The sequence below is a fragment of the Alteromonas sp. WD8-37 genome (assembly GCF_055326825.1).
Map to the genome: position 1 here is coordinate 51,575 of NZ_JBUZOV010000010.1, position 19,668 is coordinate 71,242.

Here is a 19,668-nt window from a genome sequence, read left to right on the forward strand (position 1 = left end):
GGGGGCCGCCCGGCCAAAAAGATGGTCTTACCAGTGATTGTTTGCTAGCGTAAGCCTCTCTTTAGTCACTTGTTACGATTATGCAGATACACACCTTGCACGGCTACATTCAGCACATCTTCTTAATTGAAGATGGCCGCCAGCTGTTGTTGTTAGATGGCTGTTGCCGCGCCGATGTGCCAATGGTGTGTGAGTATATTACGCAGAAGCTGGGCCGGCCGCTGTCGGATCTGGCGTTGATTGTGGTGACCCACATGCACCCGGATCATGCTGGTGGCGCGCACCGCCTGCGCAAGCTCAGTGGCGCACGCATCGCCGCTCACCCGCGGGCGGCGCGCTGGTACGGCGGCCTGATGGGGCGGGTGGCGCATCTGATTGATGTGGTGCTGCTGTACTGGGTGGCCGATAGGCTGGGCAAGCCGCGCAAAAATGCCTGGTATTCGCCCATTCTCAAACCCGATGTAATTCTGGCCGATGAACAATCCCTGCCGGGCTTTGCCGACTGGCAGGTGCTATACACCCCTGGCCATACCAATCATGATTTATCCTTATATCACCGGGCCTCGGGCAAGGTATATGTGGCCGATCTACTGGTCAAGGTCAAAGGCCAGTTGTGCCCGCCATACCCGGTGTGTCATCCCAATCAATACCGGCGCTCGTTGCAGCGCATCGCCACACTGGGTGCCGATACCCTGTTTTGTGCCCATGTGAAGCCGCTGGCCACCGAGGCGGTGCCGTTCGATCACTTGATTGACAATGCGCCCACCCGGCCAAAAAATCACTGGCACTCGACAAAAAATCGGATTGTGAAAAAATTAGGTATAAAGAAGGCGTCGTAGCCGGGGTGACCGTAACCGCGGCTAAGTTGTATTACCAAATTTGCAGGAAGTCTTATTGTGCAGCGCCCGTTACTCAAACATATCCGTGACCATGCCGTGTTATTTTCCGAACTGGCTGCCTACCGCGACCGCGGGGTGCAGCAGCTGGGCCTGGACGGGTATGAATTTCATAAAACGCCTAAATTTTTTAGCCCCAGCGGCGAGCGCCTGACCATTGAGCCAGAGCGCAGCATTGTGATGCCGGCACTGTCTTCGCTGGCCGGCGTGCGCCAGATCCTGCGCGACTCCTTGCCCGCCTACACCGATGTGCCGGATTCTGAAGTGGGTTATCGCTATCCCACCGCGGCGCTGGCCGGCCCGGAGGCACCGTTTATTAAACGCCTGCGCTCCGAATATTTTCACCGGGTGGATGAGGATCGCAGCATCTGCCGGCCGGTAAATTTATCCTTTGGTATCAAAAGCCGCGGCAAGGGTGATAACCGCCAGGAATACGAAGTGTGGATGCCCAACGACAACCCGTCGCAGTCGGCGCTACCGCTGTTTATCGAGCGCTATGGCGAAGACTTGCCCCATGATGTGCGCGAGTTTGTGCAGCAACCAGCCTGTGTGTATGGCTGGATGGGGGTCAAGCGCGCCGGGTTTCAGGGCCTGTATTACGATCCTGAGCGGTTAGGAAAGATTGTGGTCTGCGTGGCCTTATCGGTGGATGCCTACAATGTGGGCGCGCGGCCGGATTTGTCCTATTGCGAAGAAGCCGGTAGTTCTATCGCGCTGAGCAATGCCGAACTGGAATGGGAAATCGATGGCTATTATGTGCCTCACGATGCCTTTTTATCTCATGATGAAATCTGGCATGCCATCAACCATACCCTGGCGGCGGTGGGCAAGCCGCTGGAGCAGCGCTTTGCTGGTGAGCTGATTGATACCAACGAAAGCAAAACCGAGCGGATCTTATCCACGGTGCTGCAACACGGGGTCACCGAGACTGATATCGTAGGGCAGAATCTGCAGCCGTGGGAATTTTTGCAAACTACCAGTGAGCGGCGGGCCAAAGCCCACGACCCCAGCCGTGGGGTGAATTTTTTAGGCCGTCTTAACCGGCTGTTTTATCAGCCTGAGCATCAGTTGCCCGGCATCAATGAAATTCATGATTTGATCAGCGGCCCGCCGCCAGCTAACTGATCTTTTACCTTTTTTTGCGCTACTGATAAGCAAGCCTACAACTTTTTAGGCAAACTATTTTAGGCAAATTATGTTTAACGAAGTGGCCCTGGGCGGGATGTTATTCAGCCCGCTGGTGGTGCTTATTCCCATCGCATTTGGTTTATCGGTCATCACCCGCTACGTGTTATACCGTAGCGGCTGGTATCAGCGTGTGTGGCGGCCGGCCTGGCTAGAGGTGGCATTATTTGTGTGCTACCTGGCCGCGGTGGTGTTTATTGCAGGAGATGTGAGTGCATGGCAACCGTCCTTCGGATCATTGTAACCCTTATCATCGTTGCGTTAGCGGTGGTGGCCGGTCGCTGGGTGTGGGACCGTTATCTGCATGCGCCCTGGACCCGCGATGGCCGGGTGCAGGCCCATATCACCACCATCGCACCGGATGTGTCAGGCTGGGTCACCCAGTTACATGTGGCTGACAATGAACAGGTGGCCAAAGATCAGCCCTTGTTTGCCATCGATGCCGCACGCTATGAAGCCGCACTGGCTGAACAAAAAGCGGTGCGTCAGACCAAAGCGCTGGCCTGGCAGCTGGCTAAGCTGGAATACCAGCGCCGCCAGCAAATGGCCAAAGAAGATGCCATCAGCCAGGAAGCGCTGGCTGCCAGCCGGCTCAAAGTTGAGCTGGCCCAGGCCGATTACAATCTGGCCAATGCCCAGCTGGCCACACTGGAGCTGAGTGTGGCGCGTACCCAGGTCAAAGCACCCCAGGCCGGCACCATCGTCAATCTGGATCTGCGTGAAGGCAATTATGTGGAGCAGGGCCGGCCGGTGCTCTCACTGGTGCGCCACAACTCTTTTTATGTCACTGGCTATTTTGAAGAAACCAAGCTGCCGCTTGTTCATATTGGTCAGCGCGCCACCATCACCCTGATGAGCAGTGACACCAAGCTCACCGGCAAGGTCACCAGCATCGGCCGGGCCATCGCCGATACCAATGTGGGTCGCAACAAGCAGCTGTTGCCGCGCATTCAGCAAACTTTTAACTGGGTGCGACTGGCCCAGCGGGTGCCGGTGGAAATTACCTTAGATCCGGTGCCCGACTCAGTACGCCTGGTGGCCGGCACCACCGCCTCAATCACTCTCAACGAGCGCTAAGCCTGTGCCCTTGCTGGCCGCCACTTACCTGACCCCCAGCCGCGAAAGCCTGATTTTTGCGTTTAAGGGCGTGTTGTCGATGGCTGCTGCGCTCTACATCGCGCTGTATTTTAACTTAGAAAAACCCTACTGGGCGGTGGTCTCGGCGGTGTTTTTACAAATCCGCCCGGAAGGCGGCATGGTGGTGGAAAAAACGGTCAGCCAGGTCAGTGGTACCCTGCTGGGCGGGGTAGTGGGCATGTTAATTTTAAATTATCTGCATGCTGCACCGGTACCGGCCATGGCCACGCTGGCATTCTGGCTGGCGCTAAATTCAGGCTTGTCGGCTATGGTGCGGCGGGTCAATTTTATTTACTTTTTTGCCATGGCCTGTGTGACGCCCTGCATCATTGTGCTACTGACGATGGCCTCGCCGCCCACGGTGAGCAGCCAGACAGTGTTTTTAATTGCCCAGGCGCGGGTGACCGAGATTATCATCGGCGCGCTATGTGCCATGACCGTGAGCATGCTGATTTTTCCGCGCCGGGTAAAGCACAGCCTGCACCGCCAGGCTCGTGAGGTGATCAACCAAACTCTGACCTATTTGCATTTGGAGTTGGACCCCAGCGGCTCTCATGAAACCCGCCATCAGCATATTGATGCCATTTTTGAGTCGTTGGCCAGCCTCAACGATGACTCCAGCGCGGTGGTGTATGAAGGCCCTCATGGGCCGGGACGAGCGCGTGCAGCCAGTGTGATTGGCAATAAAATTTTATCTCTGGTGGCAGTGATTCAGATTTTTGGCCGGCTGCAGCGTAATCATCCGGAGGTGGTCTCGGCCACCCTGCAAAAGCTGCTTCAAACCCTACGCCAGGATCTGTACACCATTGCCCGCACCGAGGATTTTTCCACCTGTTACAAGCTGGCCCAGGATCAGCGTCGGGCGCTGTTAAAAATGTCCAAACAAACCGATACGGTATCGCCGCTGGATGCCCGGCTGCTCAATACCGCCCATGAGATGGTCTCTGAGCTGGTGCTGATTTTGCGTGCCTATAACACGCTGGATAAAGGCCACAGCTCGGTGCTGCGCGCCCCCGAACATCGCCCGTATCGCGATCCATTGATCGGCCTGGCTACCGGCCTGCGTACCTTTTTGGTGTTTACCTGTGGCGCGGTATTGTGGCTGTACAGCGGCTCGCCGGCGGCAATTATGGTCATGATCATGCCGATTATATTTTCGGTGATGTTTGCCCGTCTGCCACCTATCGAGGTGAAAACCGCGCTTAAACGCATGCTGGTGGGCGTGGCAGTGGCCATCCCGGCCGCCATATTGTATGCGCTGAACTTGCTGGCTCAGAGCAACGGCGATTATGTGATGCTGATTCTGGTGCTGGCCGGACCGTATTTTCTGGGCCTGATGGCCATCGCCCAGCGCAGCACCCGGCCTTACGGACTAGGTTTTTGTATCCCGTTCACCTTACTGGTGCAACCGGCCAATGATATGAGCCGATCCTTTTCGGTGGACTATACCTTAAGCGCGGCGCTGGCCATTCTGATGGGGGTGAGCCTGTTGTACTGGGTGTTCCGGCTCATCACCGGACCGGGTGCCAGTACCGTGCAGCGGCGCCTGCTGGCCGCCACCCGGCGTGATTTAAAGCGGCTGAGCGGTCAGCGCACGCCGGCGCACTGGTTTAATGCGCGCATGGGCGATCGCCTGTTGCGGCTGGCCAACTACGACAAGTCCCTGGCCGGTAGCGCCAGGGTTATCACCGATTTGGGTCTGACCGGGCTCAATGTAGGGCATGCGTCCATTCGCCTGCGCAATCTGGTGCAAACCATTACCGATAAGGACTTATCGGTGATCCTCAAACACTGGCAATATGCACTGGCCGATGCTTACAGCGAAGCGGCCCGCGGCCGCCAGGACCCGCGCTTTGGCCAGTTATGTGAGGCGGTGCTGGCGCAGTTAAAACAGGACTGCCAGGGCCACTCCCACCTGACCCTCATCGAGGGCATGTTTACCCGCCTGGCGCTGACCTTTGAGCGCACCGCCACCATGATGCGCGAGCAAAAAATGTGAGCTTCTGCTTGTACACTGTTCTGTTTTGTGACATTTGTACTAAACTTTTATGACAGAATAAAAACTCTCAGGGACGTGGTATGAGACTTCTAGACTGGCGGGTGTCTAACCCGGTGTTACTGCTGTTAGCGCTGCTTATTGCCACTGATTTTTGCTTTATGCTGCTGCACAGTGCCTTCAAATTAAAGCTATTGTCTGACCCCAACTTTTTGATCACCCAAGATTTTGGTTTTGGCGAGGTATTTCAGTACATCAAGGTATTCTGGATTGTCGGCCTGCTGGTGAGCCTGTGGTGGATGCGACGGCTGGGCATGTATCTGGCCTGGGCGGCGGTATATCTGTATTTGCTGGCCGATGACTCGCTGCGTATACATGAACAACTGGGCGGGGTCATCAAAACCGCGTTTGACCTGCGTCCTGCCTATGGATTGCGCGGGCAGGATTTTGGCGAACTGCTGGTCACCGCCGGATTTGGGCTGATTTTATTGGTATTTTTAAGTGTCGGCTTTTGGTTTGCCGATCGCATTGCGCGGCGTGAATCCTATATGCTGCTGGCGCTGACCGGCGGCATCGGCTTTTTTGGCGTGGTAGTGGATATGCTGCAAAGTGCGGCACCGAGCGGCTGGGTCTCGTCGGTGTTTGCGCTGGCCGAAGATGGCGGCGAAATGGTGTTGGTGTCGCTGGTGCTGGCCTTTGTGTTTATGCTGGTGCAAACCCACGATAAACCGCAGCCAGCCGGGGTTACGCCGGCCTCGGCCACGGTCTAAACCTACCCGGCAGGTGGCTTAAGCCTGCTGGAGCCACTGGCCCAAATGATGCTGCAGCTGCGGGATCTCTCGTGGGCCGAAAATCTGGATTCCGAGCTCGGCCGCCCGCAGGCGCCCGGCATCAGATACCGCAAAATAGGTCACCAGAGCGGTACGGCCTTCCAGCCCGCCCAGCAATTCATTGAGTGAGTCCAGCTTGTACAGCGCGTTACTGGTATTCAGCTCGGCCATCAGCGCTGTTTTGCACTCAATAATATGTAGCCGGTTATTGACCAGCGCCACCACATCCAGCTCGTTGTGCAGCGATTTACCCTGGATGTTGCGGGTGATCCGGGCATTATGCGCGCTATCTTGCAGGGTACTGATGTTGCTGCCCAGCCGGCGCACCACATTGGCCACATGCTGCTCCAGCCAGCCACCATTGCAAAAAAAGCGCGCCTGGTCACTGGTAAACTCTACTTCGCCATTAGTTTTACGGGCCAGGCCAACACTGTCGAGCTCCCACAACATGCTGGCCAGGGTGCTATCTTCGGCGCTGCGCGCATCCAGAGGCGCGCGTAAACTGTCGCGGGCCTGGCTGGCCAGATAGTTGAGACGGCGCAAGGCCTGCTGGCACTGTTCAATATCTTCAGCCCAGTTGCTGATGAGTGCACGCAGCTCTTTGGTATCCGGCTGAGCATCTTCTTCAAGGTGGTAGCGGGCATCATACAACGAAAAATATTCGTGCAATCGCAGCCGGTCCTGAATGGGAGTGGGGGCGGCATTTTCCGGATACAGCCAGTACAATTCATCCTGGCGCGGTTCCACCACAAACACCGGGCAGTCATAGACGCGGGCCACCTCATAGGCAGCCAACACATGATGGCGTTTGCCGGCCGAGGCATTGAGCCACACAGTGTTATCCGGGGTGCATAATGTATCAAACAGGGTCAGAAAAAAATCTTTGATAGGGCCGGTTTTATCGGTCTCGGGCAGAGTATGAAAATCGGCCTGAAAGCCGCGGGTTTTGGCCAGCCGGATCAACTGCTCAGCCTTGGGTTGCAGGGCGGCCGCGGCCACAATCACTAAGCGGTCGCTGGCAACGGCCGTGTCAATCAGCGGCGTAACCAGCGCGGTGGGGCTATCTTCTAATAAACACACATGCAGGGTAGGCATACAACATCAATCAGGATGGTGTGAATGATGGTATTGCGTACGCATGCCACCCAAATTAGATGTAACAAAGTATAAAAAGACATTGAAAGCCGCCGAAAAACCGGCACATTGATAGTAACAGGATTGTCATAGGGGTTATTTTGGTTTCATCATGGTTTAAACCTGCCGCAGGCACACACTGGGCTGACTGGTTTTTAAAAGATCAGCACCGCTTTACCATCACCGGCTTAAGCCGCAGTGGCAAATCCATGCTGTTTACCAGCCTGATGACCATGCTCAAATACCGCAGCGAGGGCAATTATCAGTGCCTGCCGCTACTGGAATATTTGCCCCAGGATCTGGTTGAGCATATGTGGGTGGCCCCGCTGGACGGCTATACCCTGTTTCCGCTGGAAGATCATCTGGCCAGCCTGGCCAACGGCCGCTGGCCGGCACCCACCGAAGATGTGTATGGCTTTAAGGTGGTGGTGCGGCTGCGCGAAACCGGCTCGGTGAAAAAGCACCTGTTGCCCTATACCGATGTGGTATTTGAATTTATCGATTACCCGGGCGAATGGCTCACCGATTTGCCGATGCTGGGAAAATCCTATACCCAGTGGTCAGACTCAGCCTGGGCGCAGCAGATGAACCGGCCGCAAAAAGATTATGCCGGCCCCTGGCATCAGTTTGTCAGCGAGTTTGATTTTGACCAGGAGCCGACCCCAGAAGCGGTGGCCAGCCTGGTAGATGCTTATCGCAGTTATCTGCTGACCGCCAAAGAATATGGCATCACCTTGTTGCAGCCGGGCAGTTTTTTACTTGGCGACAGTGGTTTTGACTGGCAGGCCCATGGCTTTACGCCGCTGCCCTCCAGTGTCAGCAGCGACATTACCCATCCCTGGAGCCAGCTGTTTGCCCGCCATTTTGAGTATTTTCAGCAAAATTGGCTGACCCCGCTTAAGCGCAAAACTTTTCGCCAGGCGGATAAGCAAATTATCCTGATTGACCTGTTTGAAGGGCTCAACCACAGCAAGCAGCATTTGTATCAGCTTAAAGAAACCTTGAGTTATCTGGCCGATATCTTTACCTATGGCGACACTCACTGGCTAACCCGCCATGTGCTGCGCCGCCAGCATATCAGTAAGGTGGCGTTTGTGGCGGCCAAAGCTGACCTGCTGCCCTCGGCCTACCGCGAAGATTTGCTCAGCCTGCTTAAACAGGTAACCGAAGGCGCGGTGGCCCGGCTGGATAAACAAGCAGTGCGCTACGAGCACTTTTTGGTCAGTGCGCTGCAGGCCACCGATCCGGGCAGCACGCCCACCAGTTTGCGCTACCGGGCGCACAACCGCCAATACATTGAAGCCGAGTTTGAGCCGTTGCCCAGCCGCATCGCCCAGATGGCACACAGTGAGCATTTTCCGGTGCTGCCGGCGCGGGTGCCGGATGATTATCTGCCGCGCATGTTAAACGGCCGCGGCATCGATCGGCTTTTACAGTTTTTACTTGGAGATCGTGATGACTGAGTCCAGCGAACCCTATCGGGCCAAAATTCGTCAGCGGGCCATTGACACCGCCCCGCCCCAGCATGCTATGCCAGAGCAAATCAGTGCCCCGGCCACCGAGCAACCGCCGGCGCGCCCACACTTATCCTTGTTTACGTTGACCTGCTTAAGTGGGCTGGCCGCGCTGATCTGTTTTATGCTCGCCGATGCTGGCCTCAGCCTGATGCTGTGGTATGACCGTGCGCCCTGGCTGGCGATAGTGTTGGGCAGCCTTTTGGTGATTTTTGCCGGCTGTTTAATATGGCTGATTGGTCGAGAGGTGCATGGCTACCGGGCGGTAAAAAAATACCTGGTTCGCTTGCCGGATATGAACACCGTGCGCCAGGCCGAGCATGCCGAAGCCTTGCGCCTGCTGACCCGCCACGGTAAACAGTTCAGCGACGACAGCTTTGCGGCCCAGCGCTTTGTGCAGTTTGGCCACAGTGTGCAGGATGATATGAGCGGCCAGGAACTGGCCGGCATGTACGAGCGCATTGTGCTCACGCCGGTGGCGGCCCGGGCCAAAGAAGTGGTGCGCAAAGAATCGTTAATCAGTGGCAGCCTGGCGTTTGTTAGCCCCAATGCCATGATCCAGACCCTGGCAATTTTGTGGATCAGCCTGCGCACCGTGCGCCGGGTGGCGCGGGTGTACGGGTTGCGCCCGGCCACCGCCGGCAACTGGACGTTGTTATCCATTCTGGCGCAAAACCTGGCGGCGCAAAGCATCTTTGACCTGGCCAGCGATGAGATTGCCAACCAGGTGGGCGGCTCACTGACCTCACGGTTTGTGGAAAACTCGGCTGAAGCCGTGGCTGCCGGAGCGCTTAATGTACGCCTTGGTAAAGCGCTGATCCGGCTGTTGAGCTAGTCTGCGGCTACAACGCTTTTTTGGTGGGCATGGCCACATTGGCAAAGATCAGCCCGGCCACCAGCGACATAAAAATCAAAAACACATCCTGGCCGATATGATCAGCCTGGACAAAGTTTTTGCCCGAGATAAACGAGTTCAGGCCAATGTAGGTTTTCGAGCCGGGCACCAGCACAATCAGGCCATGCATGCTGACAATGGTGGCTGGTTGGCGGGCAATGCGGGTAAAGCCATTGGAAAACACCCCCAGCGCAAACGCGCCCATAAAGGTGGCCACACTTTGGTCCATGAAGAGCGAGCTGCCCACCGTGGCGCCATAGGCCACAAAGGAGGCCGCAATGCCCCAGAGGATATGGCGCGGCCGGGTGCGAAAAATCGCAATCAAGGCAATACACAATAACAGCACCGATAGCCAGGTGGCCCAGTAGGGCAGTGAGGCAGCCGGCTGGTATTCATTTTCACCAAACAAGGCAAAGCCGCTGGCGACCCCCAAAAAGGCGCCAAAATACAATTTAAATAATTGCATTAACGCATCCATGACCCGGGCAGTGCCCGACACCATATTGCGTGAGGCCAGCTCGGCCAGGCCCATGGTCAGCGCCAGCCCCGGCACCAGGATGATCACCGATGACAACACAATCAGCGGGATATTGATGCCCGGGTCCAAAAATGCGCCGATGGCACTGGCGGATACCCCGGCCACAAAAGCGGTGACCGGCTCCAGCATCAAATTCACCCGGCGTGAGCGGGTAGCCCACAAACACCATACATAGGTGAGCAGGCCCAGTAAGCCTGACCAGGCAATTTCTGACCAGCTGGCGCCCATCAGCATGGCAAACGCGGCGGTGGCCAGGCCAAACGCAGCAAAAGTCACCAGCTTGCCATACGGACTGGGCATGGCATCAATCTCATCCAGTTTGCGGTGTGCCTCGGCCAGGGTCAGGCGGCCGGCCAGCAGTTCAATGGCCAGCTCGTCGGTGCGCGACAGGGCGTTTAAGTCCAGTTCGCCGGGCTGCAGGCGTGCCGCCGAGTTGTATTCATCTTCGTGGCGGTCGCTCCATAACACAAAGGTTAACGAGGTCGGGGTGGAAATAAAGGCGGAGCGCACCCCCAGATAGGTGGCCACTTCGGTCAGATAGGCTTCCAGGCGAAACGCCGGGGTACCGTACTTGTGCAGCATCTTGCCCAGTTTGACAATAAACTTGCGTATTTGGATAAATTCTTGGGTGTCCACAGCCGGTGCCTGTCTGCGCTTAAGGGAGCGGGGAAAATTTGCGCGGATTGTAGTGACGTACCTGGCCAAATACAAAACAAATTTTTGTGTTTTTCAGATTAGTTTTTTTCGCCATGATTAGAGTGTTCTTTGGCCGCCTCAAAGGTATGCGCGGCCTTTTCTTCGGCTTTACGTAAAAACAGCGGTGCTGCCACCCCGTGCACTAAAATTGATAGCAATATGGTAAAGGTCACCGCGGCCCAGATGGACGAGACATCGCCAAACTCGCCATGATTCTGGCCATACAATAAATAATACAGCGAACCGATCCCACGTACGCCTAAAAAGGCGATGGTGATTTTACCGAATAGCGGAAAATCGCAGCCGCTCTGGCCAATCATACCGCTGAGTGGGCGGATCAAAAAGACTACCAGCACGCCTAACAGTGCACCTTGCCAGGTCAGAGCCAGCAACGCGCCCTGGGCCACAAAGGCGCCCAAAAACAACAGAATTATCACCAGTAACACCCGCTCGATCTGTTCTTCAAACGAATGGGCCTTGGCGTGAAAGCCATGATCTGGCTGAGCTTGTTTGGTGGTCACCGCCGCCACAAACACCGCTAAAAAGCCATAACCGTGCACAGCTTCGGCCAGCCCGTAGGAACACAGCAGGGCGCCTAAGGTCACCACGCCCTCACTGCTGTAGGACAGGGGGTGATTTTGCTCGCTGGTTTCATCGCGTTGGCGGGCCAGATAGGAAAACAAATACCAGGCGCCAAATTTGCCAAAGCCATAACCGGCCACCAGCCCGGCACCCACCCGCCACAACGCATCTTCTAACGCCCAGTGCCAGGTCCAGTCACCCAGCGCGGTCATGCCGATGGCAGCAATGGCCAGATGGACAAAGGGAAATGCCAGGCCGTCGTTGGCGCCGGCTTCTACTGTCAGGCTAAAGCGGATATCGTGGCGGCTGGTTTCACCCGGCGGACCGACTTTCACGGAACTGGCCAGTACCGGATCGGTGGGGCTTAACACTGCGCCTAAAAAAATGGCACTGGCGGCGGTCAGGCCCATCACATACCAGCCAAACAATGCCACCAGCGCGATGCTCAACGGCATGGTAATCAGCAGTAATGGCCAGACCTGATTCCAGCAGCGCACCGAAAAGGGCCGGTCAATGGCTTTACCCGCAGCGCTTAATGACGCGATGACCAAAAATTCGGTAAGGTATTCGCCAGCTACGGCGTGTATTTCATTGCCGATGTAGTCAATGGTGGGCAGACCGATGGGCAGGCTGAAGATGGCCCAGCCAATGCCCACGTACAACAATGGAAAGGGGATCAGGGTATTGCGCAGATGGCGCTGCACTGCCACCGCAGCAACAATAGCAATGCCAAATAAAATATACAGATAGATCCGGCTTTCTATCATGAAAAATTCCACTGGATTTGCAACAGGCTTACCAATGGCTACCGGATTACCTTCAATTTAGATTAACGGTAATTGTGCAGTCGGCCCCATCACATCGCCGCTTACCGTTACCGGGGTGTTGGTCGAGGTGGTAAAGGTGGTAAACAGGGTGCACGGCTGACCCATTACATCACCCTGGAAAAAGGTCAGACGCTGTTGATTGTGGTGACAGCCGGTGCCGTTGTGATCGCGTAAGTACCCGCTTAAAGCGGCTGCGGCCGAACCGGTGGCTGGGTCTTCATACACATTGCCACTGGCAAATAAATTGCGCATATACACCGTATGGCTGTCGGGGCGGGCAAAGGGCACCAGGATGGTGAGTTCATCCTTGCGCATCTGACGTTGCGCTTCTTCAAACTGATACTCAACTGCATCGACCTCGGCGCAGGTGGTTAGCGGCAGAGCCAAATGCTGATTGCCAGCATAGGCGATGGCCACCGGCAAGGTGTCGCACAACTGCGCTGACTTGAGATTGCACAGCGCCAGGTAGGTGTCGAGCATACCATTGGCCAGCGGGCGGGCCTGCGCGGGAGGGCTGATCAGGCTGATACGACTGCCGGCACAATGCACACTGACCGTGTCCTGATTTAACTGCAGGGTAAAGCTGGTGGCCTCAAAGCGTCGCTCCAGCGCTTTGCCCAGTGCCAATGTCGCATGGCCACAAAACGCCACCTCGCCGGAGGGTGCAAAATAGCGTACCCGAAAACCGTCATCGCAGGGCGCGGCAAAGACGGTTTCCGAATAGCCCAGCTGGGTCGCGATTTGCTGCATATAGTCGGCGCTGGGCAGGGTCTCGCCGATACACACCCCGGCTGGATTACCGCCGGCCTGTTCGCGGGTAAACGCATAATAAGTTTCGGCAATCCGCGGCATTGGGGGCATCCCTTGTGCTGTTGAAAAAGTATTCTGTAAGCCTACGCAAAAATGGCCGCCTGTGCCAGCCCTCAGGCGCCAGAAAACCCGGCCAGCCAATCCTGCCATACCGGTTCTAAGCCCTGGGCGGCCAGCGCACTGGCTACCTGCGCGGCGCTGCGGGTATCCTCGGTGGCAAATTGTTCCAGCTGAGTATCGGGCTGCTGGTAGCCGCCCGGCTGAGTTTGTGAGGCAGCCGACATACTGGTTACGCCCAAGCGCGCCACATGGTCACGAAAATAAGGCGACTCGCGGGTGGATAATGACAACTCGGCAAACGGATGCAGCAGGCGATGCGCGCAAATCAGCTGCACCAGCTCACGATCGCTGATGGGGCTGACCGGTTGGGCGGCCTGGCCGGTGCACGGGCGCAGGCGCGGAAAGGCAATGGCACAGCGCGAGCGCCAGTAATGCTGATGCAACAGATGGGCATGCAGCGCGGTATAGGTACTGTCGATACGCCAATCGGCTAGCCCTAGGAGAGCGCCAATACCTATCTTTTGCATGCCTGCCTGGCCCAGTCGGTCACTGGTTTGTAAGCGCCAGTCAAAATCCTGTTTGGTGCCGCGCACATGATACTGACCATACTGGCGGCGATGATAGGTTTCCTGATAGACCAGCACGGCATCGGCACCGGCCTGACGCAGCTGTCGGTAGGCGTCGGTGGAAAGCGGCTGCACCTCCAGCATAATATAATCAAAATGGGCTTTGAGCTGGCGCAGCGCCGCTACAAAATATGTCAGCCCCACCTTGGTCTCATGCTCGCCGGTGACCAGCAGCACCTGGCGAAAGCCCATGGCGCGGATGGCCAGCGCTTCCTGCTCAATCTCATCCGGACTTAAGGTTTTACGCTTGAGCTTGTTACTCATGGTAAACCCGCAGTAGGTGCATTCGTTGGCGCACAGATTCGACAAATACAGCGGAATAAACATGTTCATGGTATGGCCGAAATGGCGGCGGGTCAGGCGCTGGGCCTGCGCGGCCATTTTCTCCAGATACGGCGCAGCGGCTGGCGAAATCAACGCCATAAAATCATCCAGACTGCGGCGCGGGGTGGCCAGCGCGCGAGTGACATCAGCGTCTGTTTTGCTGTAAATAGCCAGCTGCCAGTCTTCCCAGGCCGGGCGGGTCAGCGCATCAGCCACCGGGGTGGGCGTGTCTGTCACCTGGCTCATAGTGCCTCCAAAAAGCCGGTCAGCGGGCTGCTGGCACAGGCAGTCTGGCCGGTGGCCCCCAGTCCGGCGCAAAATGCCTGGCGGCCACACTCCACTGCTTGCGCAAAGGCGCGCGCCATGGCCACAGGCTGCCCGGCACTGGCGATAGCGCTGTTGACCAGCACCGCATCGGCGCCCAGCTCCATGGCCGCTGCGGCATCGCTGGGCTTACCCAGGCCGGCATCAATCACCACCGGCACGGTGGCCTGCTCGATGATCAGTTGTAAAAAATCCCGGGTCAGCAGCCCGCGGTTGGAGCCGATGGGCGCGGCCAATGGCATCACCGCGGCACAACCGGCTTCGGCCAGGCGCTTGCACAATACTGGGTCGGCACTGCAATAGGGCAGTACCACAAAGCCCTGGGCGGTGAGCTGTTCGGCGGCCAGCAGAGTTTCCACCGGGTCTGGCAGCAGATGATGCTGGTCGGGGTGGATCTCCAGCTTGACCCAGTGGGTACCCAGCAATTCGCGGCCTAACTGCGCAGCATACACCGCCTCGGCAGCGGTACGCGCGCCGCTGGTATTGGGCAGCAGCCGGATATTCAGCTGGCGCAGATGGTCCAGGGTCGGGTCGGTCGGAGCGCTTAGATCCAGCCGTTTCATGGCCAGGGTTACCAGCTCACTGCCGCTGGCGGCAATGGCCTCACGCATCACAGCCACCGAGGCAAATTTACCGGTACCGGTAAACAGGCGTGACGAAAAAGTGTGATCAGCAATGGTCAGCATAACCTAGCCTCCGGCCACAATACTAAAGCCATCCAACCGGTCGCCATCACTTAAGCGTGTACTGGCCCAGCGCTGTCGATGCACCAGGGTCTGGTTCAAGGCCAGCGCTAACGACTCCGCCGGGCAGTCAATCAAAGCAGGAATATCAGCAAGGGTCGCGTGCTCCGGGCAGTGCACCGCCCGGTCATTAAAAAAGATTTGCATGGGTTAGGATTCCTTACACACAGAACAGGTGGGCGCTGGCGGCAGCACAGATTCCTGCCAGCGCAGGGTCAGCCCGCAAAAGCGCAGCAACACCCCCCACGACACCGGTGCCAGCCCGGTTAAAATATGCAGGGTTAGCAGCGCCTGATAGGTGCCGGCCAGGCCCACCACCGGGCCTAAGATACCCTGCTGCAGGCAGGTGGCCGGGGCATGGGCCGCCAGCGCATCCAGGCAGCCATAGCAGCTGTGGCCAGCGCCCGGATGAAACGCAATCATCTGGGCGCTGGTGCCACTGGCCGCCGCGCTCACCAGGGGTTTACCCGCGGCGCGAGCCCGGGTACTCAAGTGCAGGCGTGCTGCCACATTGTCGGTGCAATCCAGCAGCACATCGGTGGCGCTCAGGCTCGGGCCAGCAGCCAGTGCCTGGGCTGGCTCGGGCAACGCCAGCACCCGGCAGTGCGGGTTATTGGCCTGCAGGCGCTGCGCCGCGATGATGACTTTGGGCTGACCGATATCGGCCTGGGTATACAGCAGCTGGCGCGGCAAGTTGCTGATACTGATAGTATCGGCATCAATCAGCACCAGGTTGCCTACCCCGGCACCCGCCAGATAAGCCGCGGCCGCGCAGCCCAGCCCGCCGAGCCCGGCAATGGCCACAGTGGCCTGGCCCAGTCGGTGCTGCACCTCCTCGTTCATGCCATCAACCAGCAGTTGCCGGCTATAGCGTGAATACCAGTCTTGTTCAGTCATTGGCTGGCCGCTCGCTGCTTAAAATATGCTGGATCTCAACGATGGTTTGCTCCGGGCAGGGGGCCTGAGTGATGCCGCTGACCATGGCCACACTGGACACCCCGGTAGCCCACACCTGCGCCACCTTGTCGCGGCCGATACCGCCAATGGCCACGGTGGGAATGTCCCGGCACAGCTGGCGGTAGCGTAGCAAGCGGGTCAGCCCCTGCGGCGAGGACGGCATTACCTTGGTCTGGGTGGCAAAAATATGGCCCAGCGCAATATACGACGGCCGAAGCGGCAAGCTGCGACACAGCTCGGCGTAGCCGTGGGTGGATACACCCAGCCGCAACCCGGCCCGCGCCAGCCGGCTCAGATCAGCATCGGCAAGATCTTCCTGGCCCAGATGCACACCATACGCATCGTGCTCCAGCGCCAACTGCCAGTGATCATTGATAAACACCTGGGCCTTATACTGACGGCCCAGTGCCACCGCCTGGCGGATTTGGGCGTTCAGATAGGCCGGCGGGCCGTGTTTGATACGCAGTTGGGCAATGTTCACGCCGCTGCGCAGTACCCGTTCCAGCCACTGACACGAATCCACCACCGGGTATAACCCCGGGGTGGGGTGGGTGAGTGGCGCAAACGGATGCTGGCAGGGCTGGTCGGTGGCCAGCCAGGCCTTGGGAAAATCGACAGCCTGGGTAGGCCAGCTGACCGCGGCGCCGCTGACCAGACCATCAGACACCGCTAGCGCGGTGCGAAACTGCTGATTGATGACCGCCTTGGCCACACAGGCAGCATCGTGCAGCGCATAACCCTGGGCCAGCGCACAGGCCAGCGCGGTGGCCAAGATACAGCCAGTGCCACGCAGCTCGGTACCAGCATGGCGCGGACTGCACAGATGCCACTGGCCATCGGGTGTGGCCAGAATATCTTCAGCCTGTGGGCCGGCCTGATGGCCTCCTTTGACCAGCACCGCCGGGCAACCCAGCGCCTTCAACCGCGCAATGCCCTCAGGAATATCAGTACAGCCGGTCAGGCTGGCCAGCTCATCCGTGTTGGGGGTCATCACGCTTACCCGCGGGGCCAGGCGCGCCAGGGTGTCAGGAGTGATGGCACTTAATCGGCCGCCGGCTGAACGGTCGATGACCGGATCCCAGACCACCGGCACCCCGCGCTGCTGCAGTCGATCCAATAGCGGCACTAAGGCATCCACTGCTGCACTGGTTAATGCGCCCAGTTTGATGGCATCAGGCGCTGCATCGGGCAGCGCTGCTAATTGTGTGTGCAGGCAGGTATCCAGGTCCAGCCGGGCTGCTGCCTGGAAATGATTTTGCGCGCTGATGAGCGTGGCCACCTGCTGGCACAGCACACCCAAGCCGCTGGCCACTATCGCATCGCGGGCCAGGCCGGCGCCGCCGCTGGTATCCAGCCCGCCTACCGTTAATAGTGTTGCGGTCATCACTTACTCCTCGGCGGCATCGACATACAGCCGGCTGCCCTTGGCGCGAAAGGCTTCCGCCATTTGCTGCATGCCCTGGGCCGCAGCATTGTCGCGCACCTCATGGGAGATTTTCATCGAGCAGAACTTAGGCCCGCACATGGAGCAAAAATGCGCGACCTTGTTCGCGGCCTGCGGCAGGGTTTCATCGTGATAGGCGCGGGCGGTGTGTGGGTCCAGCGCCAGATTAAACTGGTCTTCCCAACGAAACTCAAAGCGAGCTTTGGACATGGCATTGTCGCGGATCTGCGCACCGGGGTGGCCCTTGGCCAAATCTGCGGCATGGGCGGCAATCTTGTAGGTGATGAGACCCTGTTTCACATCTTCTTTATTGGGCAGGCCCAGATGTTCTTTGGGCGTGACATAGCACAGCATGGCGCAGCCATACCAGCCAATCATGGCCGCGCCGATGCCGGAGGTGATGTGATCATAGCCCGGCGCAATGTCGGTGGTCAGCGGGCCCAGCGTATAAAACGGCGCTTCATGACAATGGCGCAGCTGCTCATCCATATTTTCTTTAATCAGATGCATCGGCACATGGCCGGGGCCTTCAATCATCACCTGCACATCGTATTCCCAGGCAATCTGGGTCAGCTCACCTAAGGTGCGAAGCTCAGCAAACTGAGCTTCATCATTGGCATCGGCCACCGAGCCGGGGCGCAGGCCATCGCCCAGTGACAATGACACATCATAACGTGCGCAAATTTCACAAATCTCACGAAAGTGGCTATATAAAAAGCTTTCTTCATGATGGCTTAAACACCACTTGGCCATGATTGCTCCGCCGCGGGACACAATACCGGTGGTGCGCTCGGCAGTCAGCGGTACAAACGCCAGGCGCACGCCAGCGTGAATGGTAAAATAATCCACGCCCTGCTCAGCCTGTTCGATTAACGTGTCACGAAACAGCGGCCAGTCGAGTTTTTCGGCCACGCCACCCACTTTTTCCAGCGCCTGATAAATGGGCACCGTGCCCAGCGGCACCGGGCTGTTGCGCAACAACCATTCACGAGTCTCATGAATATTACGGCCGGTGGACAGATCCATGATGGTATCGGCACCCCAGCGGGTGGCCCACACCAGTTTTTCCACTTCTTCTTCAATCGACGAGGTCACCGCCGAATTGCCGATATTGGCATTGACCTTGACCAAAAAATTGCGCCCGATGATCATCGGCTCGGCTTCGGGGTGATTGATATTGGCCGGAATAATAGCGCGCCCGGCGGCCACTTCCTGACGCACAAACTCACCGGTGATGGTCTCTGGCAAACGTGCCCCGAACGCCTGGCCAGGATGCTGGCGGGTCAGGCTTGGGTCGCTCACCTGCGCGCGGCCCATATTTTCGCGAATGGCGATAAATTCCATTTCCGGGGTAACAATGCCAGCGCGGGCATAATGTAACTGGGTCACGGGTTTACCGGTGGCGGCGCGCGGGGTGCGCTGGTGGGTAAAGCGCAGCTCATCTAAGGTGATATCCTGTTGCCGGGCCTGGGCATAGGTGGAAGAACGTCCGCCCAGCATGCGGGTATCCTGACGAGCCTCGATCCAGTTTTGGCGCAGAGCGGGCAAGCCGCGGGTCACATCAATCTGGCTGGCTGGATCGCCATAGGGACCGGCAGTGTCATACACCGGCACCGGGCTGTTGGCTCCGCTGACCTCAGGCGATACCTGAGTGGGGGTAAGGGCAATCAGGCGCATGGGCACCCGAATGTCGGGGCGCGAGCCAGTGATATAAATACGGCTGGAGGCAGGGTAGGCTTCGCCCTGCAATTGCTGAATAAACGCTTGCGCCTGCTGGCGCTGTTGACGACGATCTGACATAGCATTTTTACCTTCAGTGTGCATTAAAAGGCCGTGAAAAATGCTTGCCGGGAGTTATTGAACAACATGCAGATGCAAAGGTGAGTAGCGCTATGGCTGTAATGGGAAAGCCCCGGTCAGCCACAGGTACAGCGCATCTGGCCTTGTTCCCTTCGCAGGTATTAACCTGATCAGGTTCAACGGATCCCGCATACTACGCGGTCTCAGCCCTTAGGTTCCGGGCACTCCGACAAGAATAAATGGGTCAATCCGGTAAGGATTGGAAAGGTCAGTATAAAAAGAGATGCCGGCAAACATCAAGCACAGTGTGCTGATGCGCCGGCATTATTTAGGGTGGGGCTGTCCGGTGT

General features: G+C 57.7%; 18 protein-coding genes and 1 riboswitch. Of the genes, 8 read left to right on the plus strand and 10 right to left on the minus strand.

The window, feature by feature from the left end; translation table 11 throughout:
* The first annotated feature begins 80 nt into the window (after positions 1-80).
* The 6 genes from ACTUJZ_RS15500 (at position 81) to ACTUJZ_RS15525 (ending at position 5,984) form a co-directional block, all read left to right on the plus strand.
* The gene (locus tag ACTUJZ_RS15500; protein WP_463637244.1) at positions 81-839 is read left to right on the plus strand and encodes an MBL fold metallo-hydrolase; all 759 of its coding nucleotides are present in this window, start codon (positions 81-83) and stop codon (positions 837-839) included.
* Between the two features lie 54 nt (positions 840-893).
* Positions 894-2,021, plus strand: coding sequence for a hypothetical protein (locus ACTUJZ_RS15505; protein ID WP_463637277.1), 1,128 nt, complete (start codon positions 894-896; stop codon positions 2,019-2,021).
* Positions 2,022-2,091: 70 nt separating this feature from the next.
* Entirely contained in the window at positions 2,092-2,325 is a 234-nt protein-coding gene (locus ACTUJZ_RS15510; protein WP_463637245.1) for a DUF1656 domain-containing protein, read from the plus strand.
* Entirely contained in the window at positions 2,298-3,158 is an 861-nt protein-coding gene (locus ACTUJZ_RS15515) for an efflux RND transporter periplasmic adaptor subunit (RefSeq protein ID WP_463637246.1), read from the plus strand. The genes ACTUJZ_RS15510 and ACTUJZ_RS15515 overlap by 28 nt, the downstream gene beginning before the upstream one ends.
* A gap of 4 nt (positions 3,159-3,162) precedes the next feature.
* A complete protein-coding gene (locus tag ACTUJZ_RS15520) occupies positions 3,163-5,217 on the plus strand; it encodes an FUSC family protein (RefSeq protein WP_463637247.1) in 2,055 nt (684 codons plus the stop codon).
* An 80-nt stretch (positions 5,218-5,297) separates the two neighbouring features.
* Positions 5,298-5,984, plus strand: coding sequence for a hypothetical protein (locus ACTUJZ_RS15525; RefSeq protein ID WP_463637248.1), 687 nt, complete (start codon positions 5,298-5,300; stop codon positions 5,982-5,984).
* Between the two features lie 18 nt (positions 5,985-6,002).
* On the opposite strand, the gene ACTUJZ_RS15530 is transcribed toward ACTUJZ_RS15525, so the two are convergent.
* Positions 6,003-7,139: a Card1-like endonuclease domain-containing protein gene (locus ACTUJZ_RS15530; protein ID WP_463637249.1), complete on the minus strand. Its 1,137-nt coding sequence runs from the start codon at positions 7,137-7,139 to the stop codon at positions 6,003-6,005.
* Positions 7,140-7,279: 140 nt separating this feature from the next.
* Between ACTUJZ_RS15530 and ACTUJZ_RS15535 the strand changes: the two genes are divergently transcribed.
* Positions 7,280-8,641: a YcjX family protein gene (locus ACTUJZ_RS15535; protein ID WP_463637250.1), complete on the plus strand. Its 1,362-nt coding sequence runs from the start codon at positions 7,280-7,282 to the stop codon at positions 8,639-8,641.
* Entirely contained in the window at positions 8,634-9,527 is an 894-nt protein-coding gene (locus ACTUJZ_RS15540; RefSeq protein ID WP_463637251.1) for a DUF697 domain-containing protein, read from the plus strand. The genes ACTUJZ_RS15535 and ACTUJZ_RS15540 overlap by 8 nt, the downstream gene beginning before the upstream one ends.
* A 7-nt stretch (positions 9,528-9,534) precedes the next feature.
* On the opposite strand, the gene ACTUJZ_RS15545 is transcribed toward ACTUJZ_RS15540, so the two are convergent.
* From ACTUJZ_RS15545 to thiC, 9 genes are all read right to left on the minus strand, one after another.
* Entirely contained in the window at positions 9,535-10,761 is a 1,227-nt protein-coding gene (locus tag ACTUJZ_RS15545; protein WP_463637252.1) for a threonine/serine exporter family protein, read from the minus strand.
* Positions 10,762-10,859: 98 nt separating this feature from the next.
* Entirely contained in the window at positions 10,860-12,170 is a 1,311-nt protein-coding gene (locus ACTUJZ_RS15550; RefSeq protein ID WP_463637253.1) for a cation:proton antiporter, read from the minus strand.
* Between the two features lie 57 nt (positions 12,171-12,227).
* Positions 12,228-13,082 (minus strand): PhzF family phenazine biosynthesis protein, encoded by an 855-nt coding sequence (locus ACTUJZ_RS15555; protein ID WP_463637254.1) that lies wholly within the window; start codon positions 13,080-13,082, stop codon positions 12,228-12,230.
* A gap of 71 nt (positions 13,083-13,153) precedes the next feature.
* Entirely contained in the window at positions 13,154-14,296 is a 1,143-nt protein-coding gene (gene thiH / locus ACTUJZ_RS15560) for a 2-iminoacetate synthase ThiH (RefSeq protein ID WP_463637255.1), read from the minus strand.
* The gene (locus ACTUJZ_RS15565; RefSeq protein WP_463637256.1) at positions 14,293-15,060 is read right to left on the minus strand and encodes a thiazole synthase; all 768 of its coding nucleotides are present in this window, start codon (positions 15,058-15,060) and stop codon (positions 14,293-14,295) included. The genes thiH and ACTUJZ_RS15565 overlap by 4 nt, the downstream gene beginning before the upstream one ends.
* Positions 15,061-15,063: 3 nt before the next feature.
* Positions 15,064-15,264 (minus strand): sulfur carrier protein ThiS, encoded by a 201-nt coding sequence (gene thiS, locus ACTUJZ_RS15570; protein ID WP_463637257.1) that lies wholly within the window; start codon positions 15,262-15,264, stop codon positions 15,064-15,066.
* Between the two features lie 3 nt (positions 15,265-15,267).
* Complete coding sequence (locus ACTUJZ_RS15575; protein WP_463637258.1) at positions 15,268-16,014, minus strand: HesA/MoeB/ThiF family protein; 747 nt, start codon at positions 16,012-16,014, stop codon at positions 15,268-15,270.
* Positions 16,007-17,458 carry a thiamine phosphate synthase gene (thiE, locus tag ACTUJZ_RS15580; RefSeq protein WP_463637259.1) on the minus strand — a complete coding sequence of 484 codons (1,452 nt, stop codon included), beginning with the start codon at positions 17,456-17,458 and terminating at the stop codon, positions 16,007-16,009. The genes ACTUJZ_RS15575 and thiE overlap by 8 nt, the downstream gene beginning before the upstream one ends.
* Positions 17,459-17,461: 3 nt before the next feature.
* Entirely contained in the window at positions 17,462-19,318 is a 1,857-nt protein-coding gene (gene thiC, locus ACTUJZ_RS15585) for a phosphomethylpyrimidine synthase ThiC (RefSeq protein WP_463637260.1), read from the minus strand.
* Between the two features lie 130 nt (positions 19,319-19,448).
* Positions 19,449-19,557, minus strand: a riboswitch (TPP riboswitch).
* Positions 19,558-19,668: the final 111 nt, after the last annotated feature.